The sequence below is a fragment of the Phenylobacterium sp. genome (genome assembly GCF_965284355.1).
Taxonomy (GTDB): domain Bacteria; phylum Pseudomonadota; class Alphaproteobacteria; order Caulobacterales; family Caulobacteraceae; genus Phenylobacterium.
The window spans coordinates 4,130,712-4,152,129 of sequence record NZ_OZ260078.1 but is presented as its reverse complement, the minus strand read 5'-3'; the positions used below and the strand labels follow the sequence as shown (position 1 = coordinate 4,152,129).

Below are 21,418 nucleotides of genomic sequence, written 5' to 3'. Positions count from 1 at the left end.
TCTAATTTGGAGGACACGAGCCGCCGCTGGGAGTCGGCATGTCGCGAGACACTCCGCATCCACGACTCCGCGTGGCCGCCCGGCTCGCGAACGGCTTCGCCCTCGACCTGGTCAAGCTGGGCGGCTTTGGCCGCGACGTCATCGACGCCCTGCTCTTGTGCGCGATCAGCCAGGCCAACGTCGCCCAGATCACGCGCAATCCCGAACTCCAGACCCGCTACGCCACCCTGGACCAGCCGCCGCCCGACGACCTGCGCCGGCCGGTCAGCATCAGCGCCACCGCCAATTCCCTGCGTATCCCGTTCGAGACCGCGAGGCGCCGGATCGCCGCGCTGGCCGAGCTGGGAATCGTAATCATCCACCCGCGTGGCGTGACCATCCCGACGGCGCCCATGAACTCGCCGTTCTACCGAATGGCGTCAGCCGCCCACTACGAACTGGTCCGCCAACTGTACTTCCGCCTGCGCGGGATCGGTCTGCTCGAGGACCTGGCTCGGCCCGAGACCTCGATCTACGACCCCGCAAACCCGCCAGTCCGACTGGTGACCCGGCTGTCGTCCGACTACGTCCTGCGGTTGGCCGAGCCTATCAACCAGCACATCGGCGACCTCGTGACGGGCATCGTTCTGATGGCGGTCATACATGCCAACACCGAGCATCTGCCCGACGACGAGGGCGAAGAGGCCGACGCGAATCCAGTCGCCGCGGCCTTGGCGCTCGACGGCCAGCGCCGGCCCGTCCGGGCATCGGCGATCGCCGAGCGACTGGGCATGCCCCATGAAACCATTCGTCGTCACCTGGGCCGGTTGCATAGCGACGACCGATGTGAACGAAACGGGGACGGCTATGTGGTGACGACCCGGATTCTCGCGCGCGAGCCGTTCTTTCGGCACATGGTGGACAATCAGTCGCACCTGCACCGGCTGTACGCCCAACTGTCGGATTATGGCGTTCTTTTCGAGTGGGAGCGTGAGGTTCAGGCGCTCCGCGGAGCGGCCTGACCGAAACGAGAACACGCCCCGCCCCCAAAATGGGTAGGCATCGGTTTTCAAACCGCTGCACGCTGCCTCAACTTATGGACGTACCTCGGGGGAGGTACAGGCGCGGGAGCTACTCCATCGGGGGGTGGCGTGGCTCCCGCCTCACCTGGTCGGGGGCCATGACGAACATTCTGGAACGAGAGACCGAAGGCGCACCGGTTCTGGCCGCCGAGATCGGTCGGGGCGATGGCCCCCACCCGGTCGACCGGCACGTTGGCCTGCGCATCCGCATGCGCCGCAAAGAGATGGGCGTCAGCCAGGAACGTCTGGCCGAAGCGCTGGGCATCACCTTCCAGCAGGTCCAGAAGTACGAGCGCGGCGCGAACCGCGTGAGCGCGTCCAAGCTTTGGGAAATCGCCGCGGCGCTGAAGACGCCGGTGGCCTATTTCTATGACGGCCTGGGCGACCAGGAAGCGCTCGCCGCGCAACGCGACGCTGCGCAGGAATTCATGCTGTCGGCCGAAGGCATCGAGCTGATGTCGGCGTTCCCGCGCATCAGCGAACCCGCCGTTCGCCGCAAGATCGTAGAGCTGGTCCGCGTGGTGGCGGACGAGATCTGAACCCCAAACCCTCCCGACCCTTGGGAGGGCGGCTGTTGCAGCCGGCTGGATGGGGGAGACAGCCACTCTGCACCCGTGGCTACGCTTCCTCATCCGGCTCGCAGCCCCTTCCGGCCGCCGCGTGTTGCGCAGCACCCGCGGAGCCGTTTTCCAGAACTTGCGACGCGTGTTTCGTCTCTGCGCCTTTGTCGGATCACGGACGCCCCGTACGTCCTGCGGGTCCCAAAGCTCCGGAGCGCCCCATGTCCCGCATCCTGCCCCTCATTGTCGCCGTCGCGGCCCTCAGCGCATGCTCGCCTCGCCCCGAGCGGGCCGCCAAGACCGACGCGGCCGCCGCGCCCGTCGATACGGCCGCGCCGGTCGCCCAGGCTCCGGCCGATGCGCCGGCGGGCCAGTACAAGATGGACCTCAGCCACACGAGCGTGAACTTCCGCATCTCGCACATGGGCCTGTCGTTCTACACGGCGCGGTTCACCAAGGTGGACGGCGTGCTGGACTTCGACCCGGCGAACCCGGCGGCGCAGAGCGCCTCGGCCACGATCGACGTCCGTTCGTTCCAGACCAACTACCCCGATCCCAAGCAGCTCGACTTCGACGCCCAGATCCAGAACGACTTCCTGGGCGCAGCCGCCCATCCGCAGATCACCTTCAAGTCCACCAAGGTCGAGCCCACGGGCCCGCGCACCGCCCGCGTGACCGGCGACCTGACGCTCAAGGGGGTCACCAAGCCCGTCGTACTCGAGACCACCTTCAACGGCGGCTACAAGCCCAGCGCGATGGACCCTAACGCCCGTGTCGGCTTCTCCGCGCGGGGCAAGTTCCGGCGCTCTGACTTTGGACTGACCGCAGGGCTCCCGGCGCCGGGCACGACCATCGGCGTCGGCGACGAGATCGAGGTCATCATCGAAACCGAGTTCACAAAGGCTCCGTGAGGCCGTCCCTGGTCTGCCCGGGCTGGGTCGCTACTCTGCCCCGGCAGAATCGGGGGACCGACGCGATGTCACGGATCAAGCGCAGGCTGGCGCTGGCGCATGCGGCGGTGGTCGATCTGCTGCATGCCCCGCTATGGCGACGTCGGCCCGATCCTTACGACGCGGTCTTCCCGCAGTTCATCGCCGCCGTGGCCTCATTGGATGCGCCCACGATCGTCGAGCTAGGCTCGCGCAACGTGACCGGCGTCACCCGCCGTGGCCTCTTCCCTGGCGCGGGGCGCTATGTCGGATGCGACGTCCATCCGGGCGAAGGCGTGGACCAGGTTCTGGACGTCCATCGCCTCTCGGAGGCGTTCGCGCCGAACTCGGTGGACGCGATCTTCTCGATCTCGGTCTTCGAGCACCTGGTCTTTCCGTGGAAGGTGGCGCTCGAGATCAACAAGGTGCTGAAGCCCGGCGGCCTGGTGTTCGTCGGCACCCATCCGGCCTGGCCCCCGCATGAGTTGCCGTGGGATTTCTGGCGTTTCCCCGAAGCGGGCCTGGCCCACCTGTTCGCGCCGATCGCAGGCTTCGAAGTGCTGTCGGTCAGCGAGGGCGCACCGGCCAAGATGTATGCGCTGAAAGCGGATGCGCGGACCCGCGAGATCCGGCGGTTCCACGCCAACCTGGGCGTCGGCCTGCTGGCGCGGAAGACCCACGACTACGACGCTGACAAGCTGCGCTGGGACGTGGACATGGACCAGGCCGTGCGGACCGAATACCCGCGCCCGCTCTAGGCTTCGCGGTTGCGCGCGCAGACCTCCTCGTAGGCGGCCCGCAGCTCCGCCAGCACCGATCGGCCCTCGCCCGGCTGCCCCAGGTGGCGACGGCGCAGCTCGTCCATGAAGGCGTCCCACATGTCCGGCCCGCCCTCCTCGAGTAGCTGAGCGCGGATCGAGAGATCTTCCGTCACCGCCAAGTGCCGCCGGCCCCAGCCGCCCACCATGGCCATGATCGGGACCAGCTGGATGGCCTTCTCGGTCAGGCTGTAGATGGCCTTCTGCTTGTGGGTGGGGTCGTCGGCGCGGGTGATCATCCCCTCGGCCTGCAGCTTCTTCAACCGATCGGCCAGGATGTTGGAGGCGATCCCTTCCTCGGACTTGCCCAGCAATTCGCGAAAGTGGCGGCGGTCGCCGAACATCATGTCGCGCAGCACCAGAAGGCTCCACCGGTCGCCGAGGATCTCGAGCGTCAGGTTGATCGGGCATCCGGAACGGAAGGCGTGTGACTCGGCCATGACCGCTTGCATGTTCGCATCGGTCCCCTCGAATACAAGTCACCGCTCCAATACTCCCGCCAAGCGGTGCTGCCGGGCCGCTCGCCGCAAAACCGCTGACCTGGGCGCGGATTCGGATCAGTCTGCCGGGCCATGACCCGCACCGACCGCCGCCGCTTCATCCTCTCCGCCGCCGCCATGGGCGCGGCCGTCGCCTGGAGCGCGAAGGCCGCGCCGTCAAAGGTCGCCTGGACCGAGCGGCGAGACCTTTATCCGCAGGGCGTTTCGTCCGGCGATCCGGGGCCCGACAGCGTGATCCTGTGGACGCGCCGTCCGGCCGACGGCGCTGCGATCTCCCTCACCCTCGAGGTGGCCGAGGACCGCGAGTTCCGGCGCGTGGTTGCGACGACTCCAACCGAGGCGAAGGCGGCGCTGGGCTGGACCACGCGGGTGCTGGCGGGCGGCCTCAAGCCGTCGACCGAATACTGGTACCGCTTCACGGACGCGCAGGGCGCCGGGAGCCGCATCGGCCGCACGCTGACCGCGCCCGCGGCAGACGATCCCCGCCCCGTCCGCTTCACGTTCGTGTCCTGTCAGAACGTCCAGCAGGGGGCGCAGAACGCCTACCGCCGGATGACCTGGGAGGACGAACGCGCCCCGGCCGGCGAGCGCCTCGACTTCGTCCTGCACCTGGGGGACTACATCTACGAGCTGGTCTTCGATCCGGCGATCTCGCCCACCAACTACGACCGCACGAACAAGGACATCGTCCGCTACAAGACCGGCCGCAAAGTCGCGAACTTCACCATCCCGGTGACGGTCGAGGACTATCGCCAGGTCTACGAGGCCTACCTCCTGGACCCCGATCTGCAGGACGCCCGCGCCCGCTGGCCCTTCGTCACCATGGGCGACAACCACGAGTTCAGCTGGCAGGGCTGGCAGAGCATCGCGGTGTTCGGGGGGCAGAGCATTCCTGCCCAGACGATCCGCGCCGCGGCCAACCAGGCCTGGTTCGAATTCCAGCCCGCCCGCGTGACCAAGCCGGGCGCCGGCCTCAACGCCTTCGATGCGCCGAAGGTCGTGGACACACCGATCACCGCCTTCGATGACCATGGCCTGGGGACCGAGCCCAACAACCTGGCGGCGCTGGCCACCCTGACCGCCTATCGGAGCCTGAGGTTCGGCCGCCACCTCGACCTGATCCTCACCGACCTGCACAGCTATCGCTCGGAGGAGCCGACGGGCCTAAAGGGAACCGAGCCCTTCTCGCCGCGGCCCTACCAGCAGTTCATGCCCGAGGACGTGCAGAAGGTGCTGGACGCCGGATGCACGGCCAACGGCGGCCAGCCGCCCGCCACCCTCCGCTTCGGCGACCAGGACGTGCCGAACGTCTGCAAGGACGCTCCGCCCCAGACGATCCTGGGCGCCACCCAGAAGGCGTGGTTCCTGAAACGGCTCAAGGCCTCGACCGCCACCTGGAAGGTGTGGGGCGCCACGCAGGGCGTGCTCGACCGGCGAACCGATCTGCAGAACCTGCCTGCCGCGTTCCCGAAGTGGCCTGGGACGGGCTACGCGGGCTTCGGCGGCGGCGACCACGGCGCGGCCTATGTCGAGCGCGGCGAGATCTACGACTTCGTGCGCGACCACAAGATCACGGGCTTCGCGGCCGTCTCGGGCGACCGCCACAGCTTCTGGGCCGGGCGCGCGGCCAAGGCCCTGCCGCCCGAACGGTTCGAGCCCGTGGGCGTGGCCTTCATCACCGGCTCGATCTCGGCCCCCGGCATGGCCGAAGCGCTGCAATACAACATGAAGAAGGACGACCCGCTCCGTCCCCTCTTCCTTGTCGATCACCCCGACGGCGGACGGCCCGACGTGACGGCGAACATGCTGATGCGGCACGGGGTGGCGTCGTGCCTGGAGTACGCCAAGACCCGCGACCTCCAGAGGGCCCGCGCTGTGCGCAATCCCGACAACGCCCCGCACCTCGACTTCCTCGACGTCGGCGGCCACGGCTACGCCCACGTCACGGTGACCGACAAGGCGATGACCTGCGACTTCGTCTGCATTCCGCGCCCCGTGACCCGCAGCGCCACGCCCGACGGCGGCCCGCTGCGCTACCGCGTCCGCCACGAGGCGGCGCTGTGGGCGCCAGGCGCCGAACCCAGGCTCAAACAGACCGTGCTGGAGGGCGATCCCGAGCTGTCGATCTAACGGGCAGGCGCGATTGGGGGAGCGCGCCCTGTGCCTCTCAGCCCGCCGCGGGCGAGGCCAGGCCCTCGAACACCGGCCGCACATAGTGCTGCACCACGGTCTGCGGCGGCATCCCCGGCGTCCAGTAGTGCAGCTCGGCCGCGGCGTTGATCGCGGACGAGATCATCTGGGACGCCACGTTCACGTCCACCGGCGCACAGCTGCCGTCCGCCACCCCGTCGCACAGGATCGAGGCGAAACGGTAGGAGATGCGGTTGAACCGCTGCACCAGCCCGGCCCGCAGCGCCGCGGGCACCGCCGTCAGCGCCGAGGTGCGCAGCAGCGGCGCCTCGCCGCTCATCTGGTGCTCGATCAGAGCCGAGACCGTCGAGACCAGCACTTCCAACCCCGTGCCGCCCGCCCGTTCGGCCGCGTGGATCGCCCGCCACATGGTCTCGAACGTGCGCTCGAAGCAGGCCACGACCAGCTCATCCTTCGTCTGGTTGTGGTGGTAGAACGCGCCCTTGCTGACGTTGAGCCGCGCGGAAATCCGCTCGACCGAGGCGCCGTGGTAGCCCTCCTCGTTGATCAGGCGGGTGGCCGCGCGCAGGAACAGCTCGGACGATGAGACGGCGCCCTCGCAGCGGCGGGCCAGGTCGAGCGGCCGGGGCTCGGGCCAAGGCGCGCCTTTGCGGACCACGCCGTGGGTCAGGATGGCGGCCATGCGCTCGGCGGTCCGGGCATAGTCCCCCGGCTCGACCTGATAGTGCCAGGCCGCGATCCAGAAGACCTGGCTGAGCAGCAGATGGGCGCGCGCGTTGCCGTGCGGCCGGGGCAGCGCGTCCGGCCCGGCCAGCAGGCCCCGGAAGCGCCGGAACATGTCGACGTAGGCCGAGTTCACCTCGGCGCTGTTGAGCGCGCGCACGTCATTGAACACCGGCAGCGGATCGGCGCCGCCTTCGGCCACGAGGCGGGCGTGCTCGAAGTAGGCGTGGATGAACGCCGTGAGCCGCGCCGCGTCGGTCGGGGCGTCGGCATGGGCCGCGATCATCGCGTGATAGGCGTCGAGACCCTTCAGGAAGGCGGCGGCGGCCAGCTCTTCCTTGTTCTTGAAGTAGTAGATCACCGCGGTCGGCACGAGGTCGAGGCGGGCGGCCACATCGCCCAGGGTCATGCCGCGCACGCCCTTGCGGTTCATCTCCTCGACGGCTGAGCGGACGATGGCGTTGCGCTTGGCCTCGTAGCGGCGCGTCGGCGGCCGCCGCGCGGCGGCGGCGTCCTCAGCCTGGCTTCCCGACGAAGCCCCATCGCCGACGGCCATTGTCATGCGATCGTCTTAGCGCGGTTCGCCGCCCGCCTCCATGGCCCCTTCCGTGGGGTCAGTTGTGGCGAGCCCAGCGGGCGGCTAGGTGTCGAACAACAAGTACGGGAAGGAACGCCATGCTGCTCCAGGGTCTGAAGGTGGTGGAGATGTCCACCTGGGTGGCGGGTCCCAGCTGCGCGGCGGTGCTGGCCGACTGGGGCGCCGAGGTCATCAAGATCGAAAGCCCCATGGGCGACGTCACCCGCGCCTTCTTCGCCAATCCGGAAAACGGCCAGAGCCCGATCTACGCCAATGAGAACCGCGGCAAGAAGGGCGTGGTGCTCGACACCACCAAGGCCGAGGGCCGCGCGGCGCTGAAGAAGCTGCTGAAGGACGCCGACATCTTCGTCACCAACACCCGGCCCGGCTCGCTGAAGAAGATCGGCCTGGACTACGAGACCCTGAAGCCCGAATTCCCCAAGTTGATCTACGCCGCCGTCACCGGCTTCGGCCTGACCGGCCCCTGGGCCAACGAGGGCGGCTTCGACATCACCGCCTTCTGGGCGCGCAGCGGTGTGGCCCGCGCGATGATCCCCACCGATCAGGAGCCGTTCGCGTCGCGGCCGGGCTTCGGCGACCACGTGACCGCCATCACCACCGTGGCCGGCATCCTCGCGGCGCTGCATGAGCGGCACTCGACCGGCAAGGGTCGGCTGGTGGAGACCAGCCTCCTGCGCGCCGGCAGCTATGCGATCAGCTGGGACCTCTCGCTGCAGCTCTACTACGGCGAGGTGCAGACCAACGGGCCGCGCGACGAGCGGCCGGTGGCGATCTCGGGCTTCTTCCGCACCAAGGACGACCGCCACCTGGTCATCGTGCCCAAGAACGTGAACTGCTTCACCAACGTGATGATCGCCATCGATCGGCCCGAAGTCGTCGCCGACCCGCGCTTCGAGATCCCCATGCTCGACATGGACGTTGTGCGCGAGGCCCGCGCCATCTGCGACGAAGGCTTCGCCCGGTTTACGCTGGAGGAGATCGGTGAGCGCCTGAACGAACTCGACGTCGCCTGGGGCCCGCTGGGCACGCTGGCCGAGCACGCCGCATCCGAGCGGGCCGAGCTCGCCGGCTGCTTCGTCGAGCTGGAAGACGGCCTGGGCGGCCGCTTCCGCGCGCCGGCCACGCCGGTGCGGTTCCCCGAAGGCGCGCCGCCGGTTGGCGCCGCAGCGCCACAGCTGGGCCAGCACACCCGTGAGGTGCTGGAAGCCGCCGGCCTGACCCCCGACGAGATCGCCGCGGTGCTCTAGGGGGCGCCGCGCCTGGCAGGAAGGCGCGGCCCTGGCGGCGCACGCGGCGATCAAGCTGATCCAGGCGCGGGTCGCCGCAGCCTGAAAACAAATGGGCCGCGCAGGTTTCGCCGCGCGGCCCGAAGTTCGAGGAAGGAGAACGCCCCGAGAGGGCTTCACCATCTGAGGCCCACTCCGATGGCGAGGAAATGGCGCCGCGCCCCGCGACCGCGATTTGCCGCGCAACGCTCAGGTTCGAAGCAGGGTTTTCTCCTGGCGCCCGGATTCCCGGCAAACGATCCCGCCGAGCCTGCGGTGAGCAGGCTCGTCTTCCTTCGCGGAGCGCGTTTCACGGTCGGAACCGGCTTCCACTTCCGCCCAACGCGCTCTGAACCGATCTCATCGGGTGCCGTACATCCGGTCGCCGGCGTCGCCCAGGCCAGGCAGGATGTAGCCGTGATCGTTCAGCCGCTCGTCCACCGACGCCGTCCAGACGTGGACGTCGGGGTGATGGCCGTGGAACTTCGAGACGCCCTCGGGCGAGGCCAGCAGGCACGCCATGCGGATCTGTTTCGCGCCCGCCTCGAGCAACCGGTCGACCGCGGCGATGGCGGTGTTGCCGGTGGCCAGCATGGGATCGACCACCACGACCACCCGCTCGGCGAGGTCGGCGGGGGCCTTGAAGTAGTATTCCACGCAGTTGAGCGTCGCGGGGTCGCGATAGAGCCCGATGTGCGCGACGCGGGCGGCCGGCGCCAGCTCCAGCATCCCGTCCAGCATGCCCATGCCCGAGCGCAGCACCGGCGCGAACACCAGCTTCTTGCCGGCCAGCTGCGGCGCCTGCATCACCTGCAGCGGGGTCTCGATTTCCACCAGCTCCACCGGCAGGTCGCGGGTGACCTCGTAGCAGAGCAGCGCGCCGATCTCGCGCAGCAGCTCACGGAAGCTCTTGGTGGACGTGTCCTTCTTCCGCATCAGCGTCAGCTTGTGCTGCACCAGCGGGTGGTCGACGACCGTGACGCCTTTCATGCCCCTCACTCCTAGAAAACGGTGCCGTCCGAGATAACGGCGATGGGCGGGCCGCCGTCCGCCCGCCTCTGCTTCGCGATCCTGCGGCCCGCGGCCCAGGAGCCACCCTCCAGCACCCGCGCCAGCGGGAACTCGGCCGCGGTTAGGCCCAGCCGGTCGCGCACCATCGGCGCCAGCCGGTCCAGCAAGGCCACCGTCAGCGACCGCCAGCCCACGACCAGCGGACTGTCGACCGCGTGCGCCCGGCCCGCGTCCTCTGCGTCCTTCAGGACCAGCACGCCCATGTCCACGAACAGGCCGCCGTTGCGGTACTCGGCGAGGCCCGTCAGCCCGTCGATGTCGATGACCTCGATCCCGGCCCACTGCAGCGGCTCGATCAGCGAATAGCTCATCCACTGGCTGAGCTTGTGCAGCGGCACATGGCCGTCGACCGCCGGATGCTTCCAGCAGTCGCCCAGCGGCTGGCCGTCGAGCGACAGCCGCCCCGGCCAGATCGGCCCCAGCGCGTCCAGAAGCACGCTCAGGATCGTCGGCGCGGGCAGCTTCCCGCCCTCGGCGTGCTTCACCATGATGTCGAACAGCGCCGCCGGCCGGCCCACCGCCCGGCCCAGGCTGCGCAGCAGTTCGGCGCGGCCTTCGAGGCCCACCATCGGGTTGTCGTCGCAGACTTGGAAGTGCTCGGCGACGGCGGCGGCCGTCACCTGCTCCAGCGCATCGGCCTTCAACGGATCGCTGGGATCGGACGACATCGCGCCGGCCTCGAACATCCGCAGCGACGCGATGCCCAGGCCCTCGGAGCGGCCGATGGTGACGCCGGTGGCCGCATCGGCGTAGCGCCAGGTCGGCCCCGCCCCCGCATCCAGCAGCACCGAGGGGATCACGAGGTCGAACGCCGTGCGCCCAAGCTCCATGGGATCGGACGGCTTGTCCGCCTCGGCCCACAGGTCGCGGCCACCGGCCACGAACATCCGCCAACGCGCGTGGAACGGCACCTTCAGGTCGGGATAGTTGGCTCGCACCGTTTCGGCCGTGAGGTCGGCCGCCGCCTCCAGCCGCGACAGGTCCAGCCGCCATTCGGTCAGGCCGCCAGCCTCGGCCAGCGCCAGCATCTCGTGGGCGCGCTCGCGCACCGCGGCGGCGGAGAGAAGCCGGCGCGCCGTCTCAACGTGGGTCGACACCTAGAATTCCTTCAGGTCCCGGCCCACGACCCTCTTCAGGTCATCCTCGGAGGGCGCGCCCTCGGGCGTGAAGTAGCCGGCGGCCTTCTTGGCCTCCATCTCGACGCTGGCGTCGTCCGGCACCAGCTCCTCCGGGATCGGCACGCGTTCGCCGATCTCGATGCCGCCCGCCACCAGGGCGTCGTACTTCATGTTGGACATCGAGACGAACCGGTCGATCCGGCGGATGCCCAGCCAGTGGATGACGTCCGGCATCAGCTGCTGGAAGCGCGCGTCCTGCACCCCCGCCACGCACTCGGTGCGCTCGAAATAGGTGGCTGCCTGGTCGCCGCCCGGCTGGCGCTTGCGGGCGTTGTAGACCAGGAACTTGGTCACCTCGCCCAGGGCGCGGCCCTCCTTGCGGTTGTAGACGATGAGGCCGGCGCCGCCCGCCTGGGCCTGGCGCGTCGCCTCCTCGATGCCGTGGGTCAGGTAGGGCCGACAGGTGCAGATGTCGGAGCCGAACACGTCAGAGCCGTTGCACTCGTCATGCACCCGGCAGGTCAGCGGCACGCGGGTGTCGCCCAGCTTCGTGGCGTCGCCGAAGATGTAGAGCGTGATGCCCCCGATCGGCGGCAGGAACACGTGGATGTCGGGCCGGGTGACTAGTTCGGGGTACATGCCGCCCGTCTGCTCGAACAGTACGCGGCGGAGCTGCTGCTCCTCCACGCCGAACCGGGCGGCGACGCCCGGCAGATGCCAGACCGGATCGATCGCGGCCTTGGTCACCGCCACGTCGCCGGTTTCGTACAACACCTTGCCGTCGGGCTTCAGCCGGCCGGCGCGGATGGCCTCGGCGATCTCGGGCAGGGTGATGCGGGCCTTGGTCACGGCGATGGTCGGGCGGATGTCGACGCCCTCGGCGATCTCGGCGGCAAAGTCCTCGGCGATGCGCGCGCCCCAGGGGTCGAGAGAGACGATCTTGCCGGGCTCGCTCCACTGCGGGTGCGGCCCCACCGGAACCACCGGATGGGTGTTCACCAGCTCAGGCCGGATCATCGGATCCATGGCGCCGGAGGCCACGGCCAGGGCGCGGTAGACCGAGTAGGCGCCGCCGTGGGCGCCGATGGCGTTGCGATCGCTGCCCGCGTTGGCGGTAGCCACGACCGGGCCTCGCTCGCGGGCGGTCTTGGCGTCCCAGGCGATGGGAAAGCGGTTGGTGGCCCCGCCGCCCGGGTGGGACGTGAGACGGATGTGCGATGTCCTGTTGCCGGACATGGGCGTGTCGAACCTCCAGAGTCGGAAAGGCCCTGTCGCCGGGTTCGCCGGCGCAGGGCCTTTGAGAGCGAACGATGATCCTAGTGCGCGGAGTTGGCAACAAACTCTGAACCAGGGTGTCCAAAGCCGTCGCCCAAAAAACAGGCGCCCGCGATTGACGGCCCTGCGGAGGACGGGGTTGTCTGGACACTCACCGGGACCACCGCAGGGTGTGTCGATGATCCAAGGGCCTGCTTCGCTGCCAGACCTGCCCGTCCTGCAACGGGCCCGCGGCTGCGCGCGGATCGCGGTGCGGGCCGAGGACGGCGCCACGCGACTGTCGCGGCTCTACCAGGACGGCTGCGGCAAGATCCGGCTGCCCAAGGCGGCCAACCTCGAAGCGGTGCTCATCAACTCCGCCGGCGGCGTCACCGGCGGCGACCGGCTGGAATGGGCCGCCGAAGCGGGCTCCGGCGCACGCCTGACGCTGACCAGCCAAGCCTGCGAGAGGGTCTACCGCGCTCGCGACGGCGTCGCCGAGGTGCGTACGACCCTGACGCTCGGCGACGATGCGCGCGTCGACTGGCTGCCGCAGGAGACGATCCTGTTCGACGGCGGCGGTCTCACGCGCACGCTGGACGCCGACCTCGCCGAGGGCGCTCAGCTTCTGGCCGTGGAGGCCGTGATCCTGGGCCGTACCGCCATGGACGAGACGGTGCGCACGGGTTGCTTGCGCGACCGCTGGCGTATCCGCCGCGAGGGCCGCCTGGTGTTCGCCGACGACCTGCGGCTGGAGGGCGCGGTGGCCGACATCGCCGTCGGCGCGCCGATCCTGGCCGGAGCGCCAGCCTTCGCCTCGATGCTGCTGGTCGCCGATGACGCCGCCCGGTTCCTTGCGCCCGTGCGTGCGGCGCTGGGCCCCCTGGGCGGGGCCAGCGCCTTCGACGGCAAGCTCTTCGCCCGCGTGGTCGCTCCGGACGGCTTCGCCCTGCGCCGGGCCCTCATCCCCGCGCTTACCGTGCTGCGCGACGGCGCCCCCCTGCCCCGGGTCTGGAGCACCTGATGAACCTGACCCCTCGCGAGAAGGACAAGCTGCTGGTGGCCATGGCCGCCGAGGTCGCCCGCAAGCGCCTTGCCCGCGGCGTCAAGCTCAACCACCCCGAGGCGATCGCGCTGATCACCGACTTCGTCGTCGAGGGCGCTAGAGACGGCCGCCCGGTGGCCGAGCTGATGGAGGCCGGCGCTCACGTCATCACCCGCGCCCAGGTCATGGAGGGGATCGCCGAGATGATCCACGACGTGCAGGTCGAGGCCACCTTTCCCGACGGGACCAAGCTGGTCACCGTCCACCATCCGATACGTTGAGGAGACGCCCCGTTGCGTAGATTGCTTCCCGCCCTTCTGGCCCTGACAGCTACCCCGGCCCTGGCCCACGAAGGCCACCACGAGACGCTGACGCTGGCCGAACAGGCGCGCCACCTGCTCACCCAGCCCGACCACATCCTGGCCCTCGCCGGCCTCGTCGTGCTGGCCGTGGCGGGCGCGTGGCAATGGCGGCGGGCCCAGGCGAGAGCGCGCAAGTGATCCCCGGAGAGGTCATCCCGGCCGACGGCGACATCGAGCTGAACGCCGGGGCGCCGGTGACGGTGCTGCGCGTGGCCAACACGGGCGACCGGCCCATCCAGGTGGGCAGCCACTACCACTTCTTCGAAACCAATCCGGCGCTGCGCTTCGACCGGGCCGCCGCGAGGGGCCAGCGCCTGGACATCGCCGCCGGCACGGCCGTCCGCTTCGAGCCTGGACAGGAGCGCGAGGTCTCGCTCGTGCCGCTGGCGGGCCGCCGCGAGGTCTACGGCTTCCGTCAGGGCGTGATGGGCAAACTCTGATGAGCCGGATCAGTCGCGCCGCCTACGCCGACATGTTTGGCCCTACGGTCGGTGATCGCGTGCGACTGGCCGACACCGAGCTCTTCATCGAGGTCGAGCGCGACCTGACCACCTATGGCGAGGAGGTGAAGTTCGGCGGCGGCAAGGTGATCCGCGACGGCATGGGTCAGTCTCAGGCCACCCGCGCGTCGGGCGCCGTCGACACCGTCATCACCAACGCCCTGATCGTCGATCACTGGGGGATCGTGAAGGCCGACGTGGGCCTGCGCGATGGCCGCATCCACGCGATCGGCAAAGCGGGCAACCCCGACATCCAGCCCGGCGTCACCATCGTGGTCGGCCCCGGCACGGAGGTCATCGCCGGCGAAGGCAAGATCCTGACCGCAGGAGCCATGGACGCCCACATCCACTTCATCTGCCCCCAGCAGATCGAGGAGGCGCTGATGAGCGGGGTCACCACCATGCTGGGCGGCGGCACGGGCCCCGCCACCGGCACCGCCGCTACCACGTGCACCCCCGGCGCCTGGCACCTGCAGCGGATGATCGAGGCCGCCGAGGCCTTCCCGATGAACCTCGGCTTTTCCGGCAAGGGCAACGCCAGCCTGCCCGGCGCGCTGGTGGAGCAGGTCGCGGCCGGCGCCTGCGCACTGAAGCTTCACGAGGACTGGGGCACGACCCCCGCCGCCATCGACTGCTGTCTGTCGGTCTGCGACGACCACGACATCCAGGCGATGATCCATACCGACACCCTCAACGAGAGCGGCTTCGTCGAGGACACGATCGCCGCCTTCAAGGGCCGCACGATCCACGCCTTCCACACCGAAGGCGCCGGCGGCGGGCACGCGCCCGACATCCTGAAGGTGGCGGGACTGCCGAACGTCATCCCGAGCTCGACCAACCCCACGCGGCCCTACACGCGCAACACGCTGGCAGAGCACCTCGACATGCTGATGGTCTGCCACCACCTCGACCCGTCGATCCCCGAGGACGTGGCCTTCGCCGAGAGCCGTATCCGCAAGGAGACGATCGCCGCCGAGGACATCCTGCACGACCTCGGCGCGCTTTCGATCATCTCGTCCGACAGCCAGGCCATGGGCCGTGTCGGCGAGGTGCTGATCCGCACTTGGCAGACCGCCGACAAGATGAAGAGGCAGCGCGGCAAGCTGGGCGACGGTCCGGCCGACAATTTCCGCGTGAAGCGCTACATCGCCAAGGTCAGCATCAATCCGGCCATCGCCCACGGCATGAGCGCCCACATCGGCTCGGTCGAGGTCGGCAAGCGCGCCGACCTGGTGCTGTGGAGCCCGGCCTTCTTCGGCGTGAAGCCCGACCTCGTGCTGCTGGGCGGATCGATCGCCGCGGCCCCCATGGGCGACCCCAACGCCTCGATCCCGACGCCGCAGCCGGTCCACTATCGGCCGATGTTCGCGGCCTACGGGCGCAGCGTGACGCGCTCGTCCATCGTCTTCACCTCAAAGCTCGCCATCGACAGCGGCCTGCCGGAACGGCTCGGCCTCTGGAAGGAGATGGTGGCGGTGGAGAACGTCCGCGGCGGCCTCTCCAAGGCCTCGATGGTCCACAACAGCGTCACCCCAGTGATCGAGGTCGACCCGGAAACCTACGAAGTTCACGCCGACGGTGAACTGCTCACCTGCGAGCCGGCCGACGTTCTGCCCATGGCCCAGAGGTACTTCCTGTTTTGATCACGATCACCGACATCCTGCCCGCGGGGGCCTGGACCGGCGCCGCCGCCGACAGCGTGACGCTGGACTACGACGGGCGTCATCGCCGCCGCATCGTGCTCACCGGCGCCTCCGGCTCGGAGTATCTGCTGGACTTGGCCGAGGCCACGCACCTGCGGCACGGCGACGGCCTGCAGCTTCCGGGGGGCGGCGTGATGCAGGTGGTGGCCAAGGCCGAGCCGCTGCTGGAAGTCACCGCCCATTCGCCCGCCGACCTGCTGCGCTTGGCCTGGCACATCGGCAACCGCCATCTGGCGGCCCAGGTATTCCCTGACCGCATCCTGATCCGCCGCGACCACGTCATCGCCCACATGCTCGAGCACCAGGGCGCTCACGTCCGCGAAATCGAGGCCCCGTTCGACCCCGAGAGCGGCGCCTATCATGACCATGGAGGGCATTCGCATGCCCACTGAAGCGCGCCTGCTGCGCCTCCTGACCTGGCTGTCGCCGGCCTTCCCGACCGGCGCGTTCGGCTTCTCGCACGGGTTGGAGACCGCGATCCGCGAGGGGGCGGTCAGCGACGTCCGCTCGCTCACCGGCTGGATCGCGGGCCTGATGGAGCACGGCTCGGCCTGGAGCGACGCGGTGCTGGTCAAGGCCGCCTGGACCGCCGTCACCGCCGAGGACCACGTTGCGCTGGACGATATCGCCGAGTTGGCCGAGGCGCTCTGCCCCTCGCTCGAACGCCGCAAGGAGACGATGAGCCAGGGCGAGGCGTTCCTGAAAGCGGTCGCCGCCTGGAACCCGCCGCCGATTCTGAGCGCCCCCTACCCCGTGGCCCTCGGCGCGGCGGCCGGCGCCGCGTGCCTGCCGCTGGAGCCCGCGCTGACCGCCTGGCTGCACGCCTTCGGCGCGAACCTTGTCAGCGTGGCCGTACGCGCCGTGCCGCTGGGCCAGTCGGACGCGCTACAGGTGCTGGCCGCCCTGGAGCCAGTGATCATCCGCACCGCCAACCGCGCGGCCGCATCCACCCTGGACGACCTAGGGTCGGCCAGCCTGGTCTCCGACATCGCGTCCATGCGCCACGAGACCCTGGACGGAAGGTTGTTCGGATCATGAATGGGCCCCTGCGCGTCGGCATCGGCGGCCCCGTCGGCTCGGGCAAAACCACCTTGGTGGAGAAGCTCTGCAAGGCCATGCGCGACCGCTGGTCGATCGCGGTGGTCACCAACGATATCTACACCCAGGAGGACGCCCTGATCCTGGCTCGCCTCCAGGCCCTGCCCGAGGACCGCATCCTGGGCGTCGAGACCGGCGGCTGTCCGCACACCGCCATCCGTGAGGACGCGTCGCTGAACCTCGCGGCCATCGCCGACATGACCCGCCGCCATCCCGGCCTGGACGTGATCTTCATCGAGAGCGGCGGCGACAACCTGGCGGCCACCTTCAGCCCCGACCTGGCCGACCTCACACTCTACGTCGTCAGCGTCTGCCAGGGGGAGAAGATTCCCCGCAAGGGCGGCCCGGCCATCACCCGCTCGGACCTCCTGATCATCAACAAGACCGACCTGGCCCCGCACGTGGGCGCCGACCTGTCGGTGATGGACTCCGATGCCCGCACGCAGCGCGGCGAGCGCCCCTTCGTCTTCACCGACCTGACCCGGCAGTCGGGGCTGGACGAGGTGATCGCGTTCCTGGCGAAGGCGGGCGGACTGCCGACCGCGCGGGCGGCTTAGAGCGGGCGACGAGCGCCGTGGCGGATCGTGATGATTTCGACACGACCCGCACGTACGCGATATCGGATCAGGTAGGGCTGTACGATGGTCAAGTGCCGCGCTCCGCGACTGGCGGGCACACCGCGGTTCGGCGACTCCGCCAAGCTGTTCGCTGCGTCAATCACTCGCCCGGCCAAGGCGCGGCCCGCAATCGGATTGAAGCTCGAAATGTAGTTCTCAATCGCCCCGAGATCATCCAGCGCCCGCGGCGACCAGACTACTCGCCGCACTTCGGAGGCGGCAGCTTGTTGGGCGTTCCCCACGAGCGAAGCCAGCGCACGACCGCTTCATGGCTGACATACTGGCCGGCGTCCAACTGGGCTTCGCCTTCGAGGGCTGCGACTTCATCAGCCTCATCGTCCGCGATGTCGAACACGCCCGGCTCTTCCTCGAATCCCGGTGGCTTCTCAGTCATGGGTTCAAGCCTATCACGCCCGGAACACAAAGTGAACTATCGCACCACCTTGCCCATCAGCCGCAGCCGGCTGACGCCGCCGTCGGGATAGATGTTCAGCCGCACAAACCGCACCGGCCCCAGCGCCGCCAACTCGTCGCGGAAGGTGTGCACGTGGTCCGCCCGTAGCTTTACTTCGGGCAACAACACCGGCCAGCCGTGCGCCTGTTCGGCGATCTCAGCCGGCGTCCCGTGCGCCCGCCGCGTCGCCTGGATCGAGCAGCGGTCAGGGTAGTTGCCCTTGAAGTGCGCCGTGTCGACGACGACCTCCTCGATCACGCCGAACGTCCCCAGTTCCAGCACCGCCCAGTCGTGGCCGGGCTCGCGGCGCCGCCGCGTCTCCCAGCCGTCGCCCATATTCACGCCGCGGCCCGGCGCGGTCAGGTTGCCCACCGCGCCATAGTGCTCGTCGTTGGCGATGATCCCGCGGCCACCCCAAGCCACCGCCAGGAGATCGACCGCCTCGTCCGCGCCCACCTTCGTCCAGTCGGGGTCGACGCGGCCCCACACGCGCAGCCGCGCCACGCCGCCGTCCGGATGGATATGCAGCCGCACATGGGTGATCGGGGTGTCGTGCTCGACCGGGAAGTAAATCCGATCGTCGCCCTTCAGCGACAGTCGGCCCGTGACGTTCACCCAGCCGGTCTCCGGGTTCGTCTCGTCCGAGCGGCACACCTCGATCTCAGCGCCCGGCGGGTAGTTGCCGGTGAAGTGGCTGGTGTCGATCTCGAAGCCGGCGACCACGCCCGCGACGCCCAGGCGGATGACGCACCAGTCGTGGCCGGGCGTGCGCTTGCGGCGGCTCTCCCAGCCGTCCATCCACTTGCCGTTGTCGTCGTACTTGCCGGGGATGAACACCGGCGGCGCGGGGTCGATCAGCCGGCTCTTGTCGGCGAAGAAGTCGTCGGTGGCGTAGACCACTTCGCTGCCCAGGCGCGGCTGGGCGAGGTCCACATACTGGCGGCGCAGGTCGTCGAAGATCATGGGCCCACTCTACAACAGGTCGGCGAGGCGAAAGCCGGCGATCCGGTGGATCTGGGCGATCGCCGTCTCGAATTCGGTCTCGGGATCGTTCCTCAGCCGCGCCTGGAAGGCGGCCAGGATTTCGGCGCGCGTGGCGCCCTTCACGGCATAGATGAAGGGGAAGCCGAAGCGGGCGTTGTAGGCGGCGTTCAGGCGCTGGAAGGCCTCGAACTCTGCGGGCGTGCACTGGTCGAGACCAACGCCCGCCTGCTCCTTCACCGACGCCTCCGCCATCTTGGCGCGGCTGGCCAGTTCTGGATGCGCCCGGATCAGCGCCAGCTTTCGCTCGCGCGGCGCAGCGTCCACCACCGCGCGCATGGCGCCCGCCAGATCCTCCGGCGGCGGCCAGCAGGCCTCGGCGACCCAGGGCGAATGCTCGTACACGCCGCCGTAGCGGGCCAGGAACGCGTCTCGCGTCACGACGACGCCTTCGCGAAAGCACCGCGGAACACCTCGACCACGCGGGCGCTCGCCGCCGCCGCCGCCGCGGGATCGAATTCGAACCGCACGGGGCCGCCCTTGCCGTTGTGGGCGTAGGGGTCGTGGATCGTCTTGGCCGGCATGTCACGGTCGAAGGCGTGGGTGGCGCCCGGATGGACCACCAGCTCCACATGCGCCCGGTCGGCCGCCGCCAATCCGCCCAGGAACGCGTCGCAGACCTCGGGCGTGTCGTAGGCGTCCGCTGCCCCGGCGTGGATCAGCAGCGGCGCGCCGGTCAGGTCGCGCAGTTCGTGGCCCGGCGCGCGGTTGTAGCTCCACAGCACGGGATAGAAGGCCGCGTGGGCGGCGAACCGGAGGCCCGACGGGGCCAGAGCGTCCGCATAGCGCCGCGTGGCGCTCAGCACGCTGACGACGCCACCCCACGAGAAGCCCATGATGGCGATCCGGGCCGGATCGACTTCCGGCTGGCGCGCCAGGAACGCCAGGGCGGCGAAGGCGTCCGGCAGGGTCTCGGGCACGGTCTTCGGCCGCCCTGGCGCGCCGCGCGTCACCCCGCGGGCGGCCCACATGTCGAGCTCCAGCGTGGCGAACCCCGCGGCTTGCAGGGCCTGAGCATGATAGCGCCCGCGCGCATCGACGCCGTCCGAGCCATGGCAGATCACCACCGCAGGCACGGGCGCGATCGGCTCATCGGAGGTCGGCACGTCCAGCCGCGCCGCCACGGTCAGCGAAGGCTCGGCCCCGGTCTCGAACGCGACGTAGCAGGTGCGGAAATTCATGACCTAGGCCTCGTACGGATGGGTGGCGCGCCAGTGCCGGGCGATGTCGATGCGGCGGCAGAACCAGACGTCCTGGTGAGTGAGCGCGTGGCGGATGAACCGCTCCAGCCCGGCCAGCTTCCCCGGCCGCCCGGCGAGGCGGCAATGTAGCCCCACGCTCATCATCTTCGGCCGCTCGGCGCCCTCTTCATACAGCACGTCGAAGGTGTCCTTCAGGTATTGGAAGAACTGCTCGCCGGTGTTCAGACCTGTCCCCGAGAAGCGCATGTCGTTGCACTCCAGACTGTAGGGCACGATCAGGTGCGGCTGGCGCTCGACCGTCGTCCAGAACGGGAGATCGTCGGAATAGTCGTCGGCGTCGTAGAGAAATCCGCCGTCCTGGGCGACCAGGCGGCGCGTGTTGGGACTGGTGCGGCCGGTGTACCAGCCCAGCGGCCGCTCGCCGGTCAGCCGGCGGTGGATGTCGATCGCCCGCAGCATGTGCTCGCGCTCGGTGCGCTCGGGCACGTCCTGATAGTTGATCCAACGCCAGCCGTGGCTGGCGATCTCGTGACCGGCCTTCAGGAACGCGTCCACCACCGCCGGATGCCGCTCCAGCGCCATCGCCACGCCGAACACCGTCACCGGCGTTTCGTATTTCTGGAACAGGCGCAGCAGCCGCCAGACGCCGGCGCGGCTGCCGTATTCGTAGATCTGCTCCATGCTCATGTGCCGCGCGCCCATCACCGGCGCGGGGTTGATCATGTCGGAGAGGAACGTCTCGGACCCGGCGTCGCCGTGCAGCACCGAGTTCTCTCCGCCCTCCTCATAATTCAGCACCATCTGGATCGCGATCCGCGCCCCGCCCGGCCAGGCCGCGTGCGGCGGCTCTGCGCCGTAGCCGATCAGGTCGCGGGGATAGGAATGGTCGGGCATGGATGACCGCTTAGCAGGCTTCTCTTGGGCTCCACCGTCGCAATCCTGCGCCAGTGTTGCAATTCCGAGCCTCCGGGCGGATTCTGAGCGGCCGCGTGTAATGGAACCCAGATGAGCGGCCTGACCACCCACGTCCTAGACACCATGCACGGCCAGCCGGCGTCGGGCCTGTCGCTGCGCCTGCGCCGCGGCGACGAGACGCTGGTCGAGGCCATCACCAACCTGGACGGCCGCGTGGACAAGCCCCTGCTGACGGCGGCGACCCTGACCCCCGGCGCCTACCGCCTGGAATTCGACGTCGGCGAATACTTCCGCGACCTGGGCGTGGCCCTGCCCAACCCGGCGTTCCTAGAGACCGTGGTGATCGACTTCGGCATCGCCGACCCGACCGCGCACTATCACGTGCCCCTGCTGGTCAGCCCCTACGCCTACTCCACCTACCGGGGCAGCTAGG

26 protein-coding genes are annotated in these 21,418 nt (G+C 69.4%); 15 read left to right on the top strand and 11 right to left on the bottom strand.

The features are described from left to right. Positions 1-38: 38 nt before the first annotated feature. The 4 genes from ACQ66R_RS20430 to ACQ66R_RS20415 all read left to right on the top strand — a co-directional run bounded on the left by ACQ66R_RS20430 (position 39) and on the right by ACQ66R_RS20415 (position 3,308). Positions 39-1,001, top strand: coding sequence for a hypothetical protein (locus ACQ66R_RS20430; RefSeq protein WP_430424998.1), 963 nt, complete (start codon positions 39-41; stop codon positions 999-1,001). A 158-nt stretch (positions 1,002-1,159) separates the two neighbouring features. After that, on the top strand, positions 1,160-1,600 hold the full coding sequence (locus tag ACQ66R_RS20425) for a helix-turn-helix domain-containing protein (RefSeq protein ID WP_430424996.1): 441 nt from the start codon (positions 1,160-1,162) through the stop codon (positions 1,598-1,600). 242 nt (positions 1,601-1,842) lie between these two features. Continuing rightward, positions 1,843-2,532, top strand: a complete 690-nt coding sequence (locus ACQ66R_RS20420) for a YceI family protein (protein WP_430424994.1) — start codon at positions 1,843-1,845, stop codon at positions 2,530-2,532. 65 nt (positions 2,533-2,597) lie between these two features. Beyond that, positions 2,598-3,308, top strand: a complete 711-nt coding sequence (locus ACQ66R_RS20415) for a methyltransferase domain-containing protein (RefSeq protein ID WP_430424992.1) — start codon at positions 2,598-2,600, stop codon at positions 3,306-3,308. On the opposite strand, the gene ACQ66R_RS20410 is transcribed toward ACQ66R_RS20415, so the two are convergent. Further along, complete coding sequence (locus ACQ66R_RS20410) at positions 3,305-3,808, bottom strand: winged helix-turn-helix transcriptional regulator (protein WP_430424990.1); 504 nt, start codon at positions 3,806-3,808, stop codon at positions 3,305-3,307. The two genes, ACQ66R_RS20415 and ACQ66R_RS20410, sit on opposite strands and share 4 nt — an antisense overlap. A gap of 132 nt (positions 3,809-3,940) precedes the next feature. Between ACQ66R_RS20410 and ACQ66R_RS20405 the strand changes: the two genes are divergently transcribed. After that, complete coding sequence (locus ACQ66R_RS20405; protein WP_430424988.1) at positions 3,941-5,998, top strand: alkaline phosphatase D family protein; 2,058 nt, start codon at positions 3,941-3,943, stop codon at positions 5,996-5,998. A 37-nt stretch (positions 5,999-6,035) separates the two neighbouring features. Here ACQ66R_RS20405 and ACQ66R_RS20400 read toward each other — a convergent pair whose 3' ends face one another. After that, positions 6,036-7,304, bottom strand: coding sequence for a TetR/AcrR family transcriptional regulator (locus ACQ66R_RS20400; RefSeq protein ID WP_430424986.1), 1,269 nt, complete (start codon positions 7,302-7,304; stop codon positions 6,036-6,038). A gap of 113 nt (positions 7,305-7,417) precedes the next feature. Here ACQ66R_RS20400 and ACQ66R_RS20395 point away from each other — a divergent pair, with 113 nt between their 5' ends. After that, complete coding sequence (locus ACQ66R_RS20395; protein WP_430424984.1) at positions 7,418-8,587, top strand: CaiB/BaiF CoA transferase family protein; 1,170 nt, start codon at positions 7,418-7,420, stop codon at positions 8,585-8,587. Positions 8,588-8,965: 378 nt separating this feature from the next. Here the strand turns inward: ACQ66R_RS20395 and upp are convergent, their stop codons facing one another. Genes upp through ACQ66R_RS20380 form a run of 3 tightly spaced genes read right to left on the bottom strand, consistent with a single transcriptional unit; the run spans position 8,966 to position 12,030 of the window. Then, complete coding sequence (gene upp, locus ACQ66R_RS20390) at positions 8,966-9,595, bottom strand: uracil phosphoribosyltransferase (RefSeq protein WP_430424983.1); 630 nt, start codon at positions 9,593-9,595, stop codon at positions 8,966-8,968. Between the two features lie 11 nt (positions 9,596-9,606). After that, a complete protein-coding gene (locus ACQ66R_RS20385; RefSeq protein ID WP_430424981.1) occupies positions 9,607-10,773 on the bottom strand; it encodes a URC4/urg3 family protein in 1,167 nt (388 codons plus the stop codon). After that, entirely contained in the window at positions 10,774-12,030 is a 1,257-nt protein-coding gene (locus tag ACQ66R_RS20380; RefSeq protein ID WP_430424979.1) for a GTP cyclohydrolase II, read from the bottom strand. Positions 12,031-12,247: 217 nt separating this feature from the next. Between ACQ66R_RS20380 and ACQ66R_RS20375 the strand changes: the two genes are divergently transcribed. Genes ACQ66R_RS20375 through ureG form a run of 8 tightly spaced genes read left to right on the top strand, consistent with a single transcriptional unit; the run spans position 12,248 to position 17,313 of the window. Continuing rightward, on the top strand, positions 12,248-13,072 hold the full coding sequence (locus ACQ66R_RS20375) for an urease accessory protein UreD (RefSeq protein ID WP_430424978.1): 825 nt from the start codon (positions 12,248-12,250) through the stop codon (positions 13,070-13,072). Further along, a complete protein-coding gene (locus ACQ66R_RS20370; protein WP_296595799.1) occupies positions 13,072-13,374 on the top strand; it encodes an urease subunit gamma in 303 nt (100 codons plus the stop codon). Before ACQ66R_RS20375 ends, ACQ66R_RS20370 begins: the two co-directional genes overlap by 1 nt. A 12-nt stretch (positions 13,375-13,386) precedes the next feature. Further along, on the top strand, positions 13,387-13,593 hold the full coding sequence (locus ACQ66R_RS20365; RefSeq protein WP_430424975.1) for a HupE/UreJ family protein: 207 nt from the start codon (positions 13,387-13,389) through the stop codon (positions 13,591-13,593). Further along, positions 13,590-13,895, top strand: a complete 306-nt coding sequence (locus ACQ66R_RS20360; RefSeq protein WP_430424974.1) for an urease subunit beta — start codon at positions 13,590-13,592, stop codon at positions 13,893-13,895. The genes ACQ66R_RS20365 and ACQ66R_RS20360 overlap by 4 nt, the downstream gene beginning before the upstream one ends. Further along, the gene (ureC, locus tag ACQ66R_RS20355; RefSeq protein ID WP_430424972.1) at positions 13,895-15,598 is read left to right on the top strand and encodes an urease subunit alpha; all 1,704 of its coding nucleotides are present in this window, start codon (positions 13,895-13,897) and stop codon (positions 15,596-15,598) included. The genes ACQ66R_RS20360 and ureC overlap by 1 nt, the downstream gene beginning before the upstream one ends. Then, on the top strand, positions 15,595-16,050 hold the full coding sequence (locus ACQ66R_RS20350) for an urease accessory protein UreE (RefSeq protein ID WP_430424970.1): 456 nt from the start codon (positions 15,595-15,597) through the stop codon (positions 16,048-16,050). The genes ureC and ACQ66R_RS20350 overlap by 4 nt, the downstream gene beginning before the upstream one ends. Next, positions 16,040-16,696, top strand: coding sequence for an urease accessory protein UreF (locus tag ACQ66R_RS20345; RefSeq protein WP_430424968.1), 657 nt, complete (start codon positions 16,040-16,042; stop codon positions 16,694-16,696). Before ACQ66R_RS20350 ends, ACQ66R_RS20345 begins: the two co-directional genes overlap by 11 nt. Then, positions 16,693-17,313 carry an urease accessory protein UreG gene (gene ureG, locus ACQ66R_RS20340; protein ID WP_430424966.1) on the top strand — a complete coding sequence of 207 codons (621 nt, stop codon included), beginning with the start codon at positions 16,693-16,695 and terminating at the stop codon, positions 17,311-17,313. The genes ACQ66R_RS20345 and ureG overlap by 4 nt, the downstream gene beginning before the upstream one ends. Here ureG and ACQ66R_RS20335 read toward each other — a convergent pair. From ACQ66R_RS20335 to puuE, 6 genes are read right to left on the bottom strand one after another with little or no spacing between them, the layout of a single operon-like run. Next, a complete protein-coding gene (locus ACQ66R_RS20335; protein ID WP_430424964.1) occupies positions 17,310-17,582 on the bottom strand; it encodes a type II toxin-antitoxin system RelE/ParE family toxin in 273 nt (90 codons plus the stop codon). The genes ureG and ACQ66R_RS20335 overlap by 4 nt on opposite strands. After that, entirely contained in the window at positions 17,570-17,767 is a 198-nt protein-coding gene (locus ACQ66R_RS20330; protein ID WP_430424962.1) for a CopG family transcriptional regulator, read from the bottom strand. Before ACQ66R_RS20330 ends, ACQ66R_RS20335 begins: the two co-directional genes overlap by 13 nt. Positions 17,768-17,803: 36 nt before the next feature. Beyond that, on the bottom strand, positions 17,804-18,790 hold the full coding sequence (gene alc, locus ACQ66R_RS20325; protein WP_430424960.1) for an allantoicase: 987 nt from the start codon (positions 18,788-18,790) through the stop codon (positions 17,804-17,806). 9 nt (positions 18,791-18,799) lie between these two features. Continuing rightward, positions 18,800-19,249: a 2-oxo-4-hydroxy-4-carboxy-5-ureidoimidazoline decarboxylase gene (uraD, locus tag ACQ66R_RS20320; RefSeq protein WP_430424958.1), complete on the bottom strand. Its 450-nt coding sequence runs from the start codon at positions 19,247-19,249 to the stop codon at positions 18,800-18,802. Next, positions 19,246-20,049 (bottom strand): dienelactone hydrolase family protein, encoded by an 804-nt coding sequence (locus ACQ66R_RS20315; protein ID WP_430424956.1) that lies wholly within the window; start codon positions 20,047-20,049, stop codon positions 19,246-19,248. Before ACQ66R_RS20315 ends, uraD begins: the two co-directional genes overlap by 4 nt. A gap of 3 nt (positions 20,050-20,052) precedes the next feature. Next, positions 20,053-20,964 carry an allantoinase PuuE gene (gene puuE, locus ACQ66R_RS20310; RefSeq protein WP_430424953.1) on the bottom strand — a complete coding sequence of 304 codons (912 nt, stop codon included), beginning with the start codon at positions 20,962-20,964 and terminating at the stop codon, positions 20,053-20,055. 111 nt (positions 20,965-21,075) lie between these two features. On the opposite strand from puuE, the gene uraH reads away from it, so the two are divergent. Further along, the gene (uraH, locus tag ACQ66R_RS20305; RefSeq protein ID WP_430424951.1) at positions 21,076-21,417 is read left to right on the top strand and encodes a hydroxyisourate hydrolase; all 342 of its coding nucleotides are present in this window, start codon (positions 21,076-21,078) and stop codon (positions 21,415-21,417) included. The last annotated feature ends 1 nt before the right edge of the window (position 21,418 follow it).

Coding starts and splice junctions, on each gene's coding strand:
- ureC (WP_430424972.1), top strand. CDS start 13,895: ATGAGCCGGATCAGTCGCGCCGCCTACGCCGACATGTTTGGCCCTACG.
- uraH (WP_430424951.1), top strand. CDS start 21,076: ATGAGCGGCCTGACCACCCACGTCCTAGACACCATGCACGGCCAGCCG.
- ACQ66R_RS20395 (WP_430424984.1), top strand. CDS start 7,418: ATGCTGCTCCAGGGTCTGAAGGTGGTGGAGATGTCCACCTGGGTGGCG.
- ACQ66R_RS20415 (WP_430424992.1), top strand. CDS start 2,598: ATGTCACGGATCAAGCGCAGGCTGGCGCTGGCGCATGCGGCGGTGGTC.
- ACQ66R_RS20345 (WP_430424968.1), top strand. CDS start 16,040: ATGCCCACTGAAGCGCGCCTGCTGCGCCTCCTGACCTGGCTGTCGCCG.
- ACQ66R_RS20420 (WP_430424994.1), top strand. CDS start 1,843: ATGTCCCGCATCCTGCCCCTCATTGTCGCCGTCGCGGCCCTCAGCGCA.
- ACQ66R_RS20405 (WP_430424988.1), top strand. CDS start 3,941: ATGACCCGCACCGACCGCCGCCGCTTCATCCTCTCCGCCGCCGCCATG.
- ACQ66R_RS20370 (WP_296595799.1), top strand. CDS start 13,072: ATGAACCTGACCCCTCGCGAGAAGGACAAGCTGCTGGTGGCCATGGCC.
- ACQ66R_RS20380 (WP_430424979.1), bottom strand. CDS start 12,030: ATGTCCGGCAACAGGACATCGCACATCCGTCTCACGTCCCACCCGGGC.
- alc (WP_430424960.1), bottom strand. CDS start 18,790: ATGATCTTCGACGACCTGCGCCGCCAGTATGTGGACCTCGCCCAGCCG.
- ACQ66R_RS20315 (WP_430424956.1), bottom strand. CDS start 20,049: ATGAATTTCCGCACCTGCTACGTCGCGTTCGAGACCGGGGCCGAGCCT.
- ureG (WP_430424966.1), top strand. CDS start 16,693: ATGAATGGGCCCCTGCGCGTCGGCATCGGCGGCCCCGTCGGCTCGGGC.
- upp (WP_430424983.1), bottom strand. CDS start 9,595: ATGAAAGGCGTCACGGTCGTCGACCACCCGCTGGTGCAGCACAAGCTG.
- puuE (WP_430424953.1), bottom strand. CDS start 20,964: ATGCCCGACCATTCCTATCCCCGCGACCTGATCGGCTACGGCGCAGAG.
- ACQ66R_RS20375 (WP_430424978.1), top strand. CDS start 12,248: ATGATCCAAGGGCCTGCTTCGCTGCCAGACCTGCCCGTCCTGCAACGG.
- ACQ66R_RS20430 (WP_430424998.1), top strand. CDS start 39: ATGTCGCGAGACACTCCGCATCCACGACTCCGCGTGGCCGCCCGGCTC.
- ACQ66R_RS20330 (WP_430424962.1), bottom strand. CDS start 17,767: ATGACTGAGAAGCCACCGGGATTCGAGGAAGAGCCGGGCGTGTTCGAC.
- ACQ66R_RS20425 (WP_430424996.1), top strand. CDS start 1,160: ATGACGAACATTCTGGAACGAGAGACCGAAGGCGCACCGGTTCTGGCC.
- ACQ66R_RS20400 (WP_430424986.1), bottom strand. CDS start 7,304: ATGACAATGGCCGTCGGCGATGGGGCTTCGTCGGGAAGCCAGGCTGAG.
- ACQ66R_RS20410 (WP_430424990.1), bottom strand. CDS start 3,808: ATGGCCGAGTCACACGCCTTCCGTTCCGGATGCCCGATCAACCTGACG.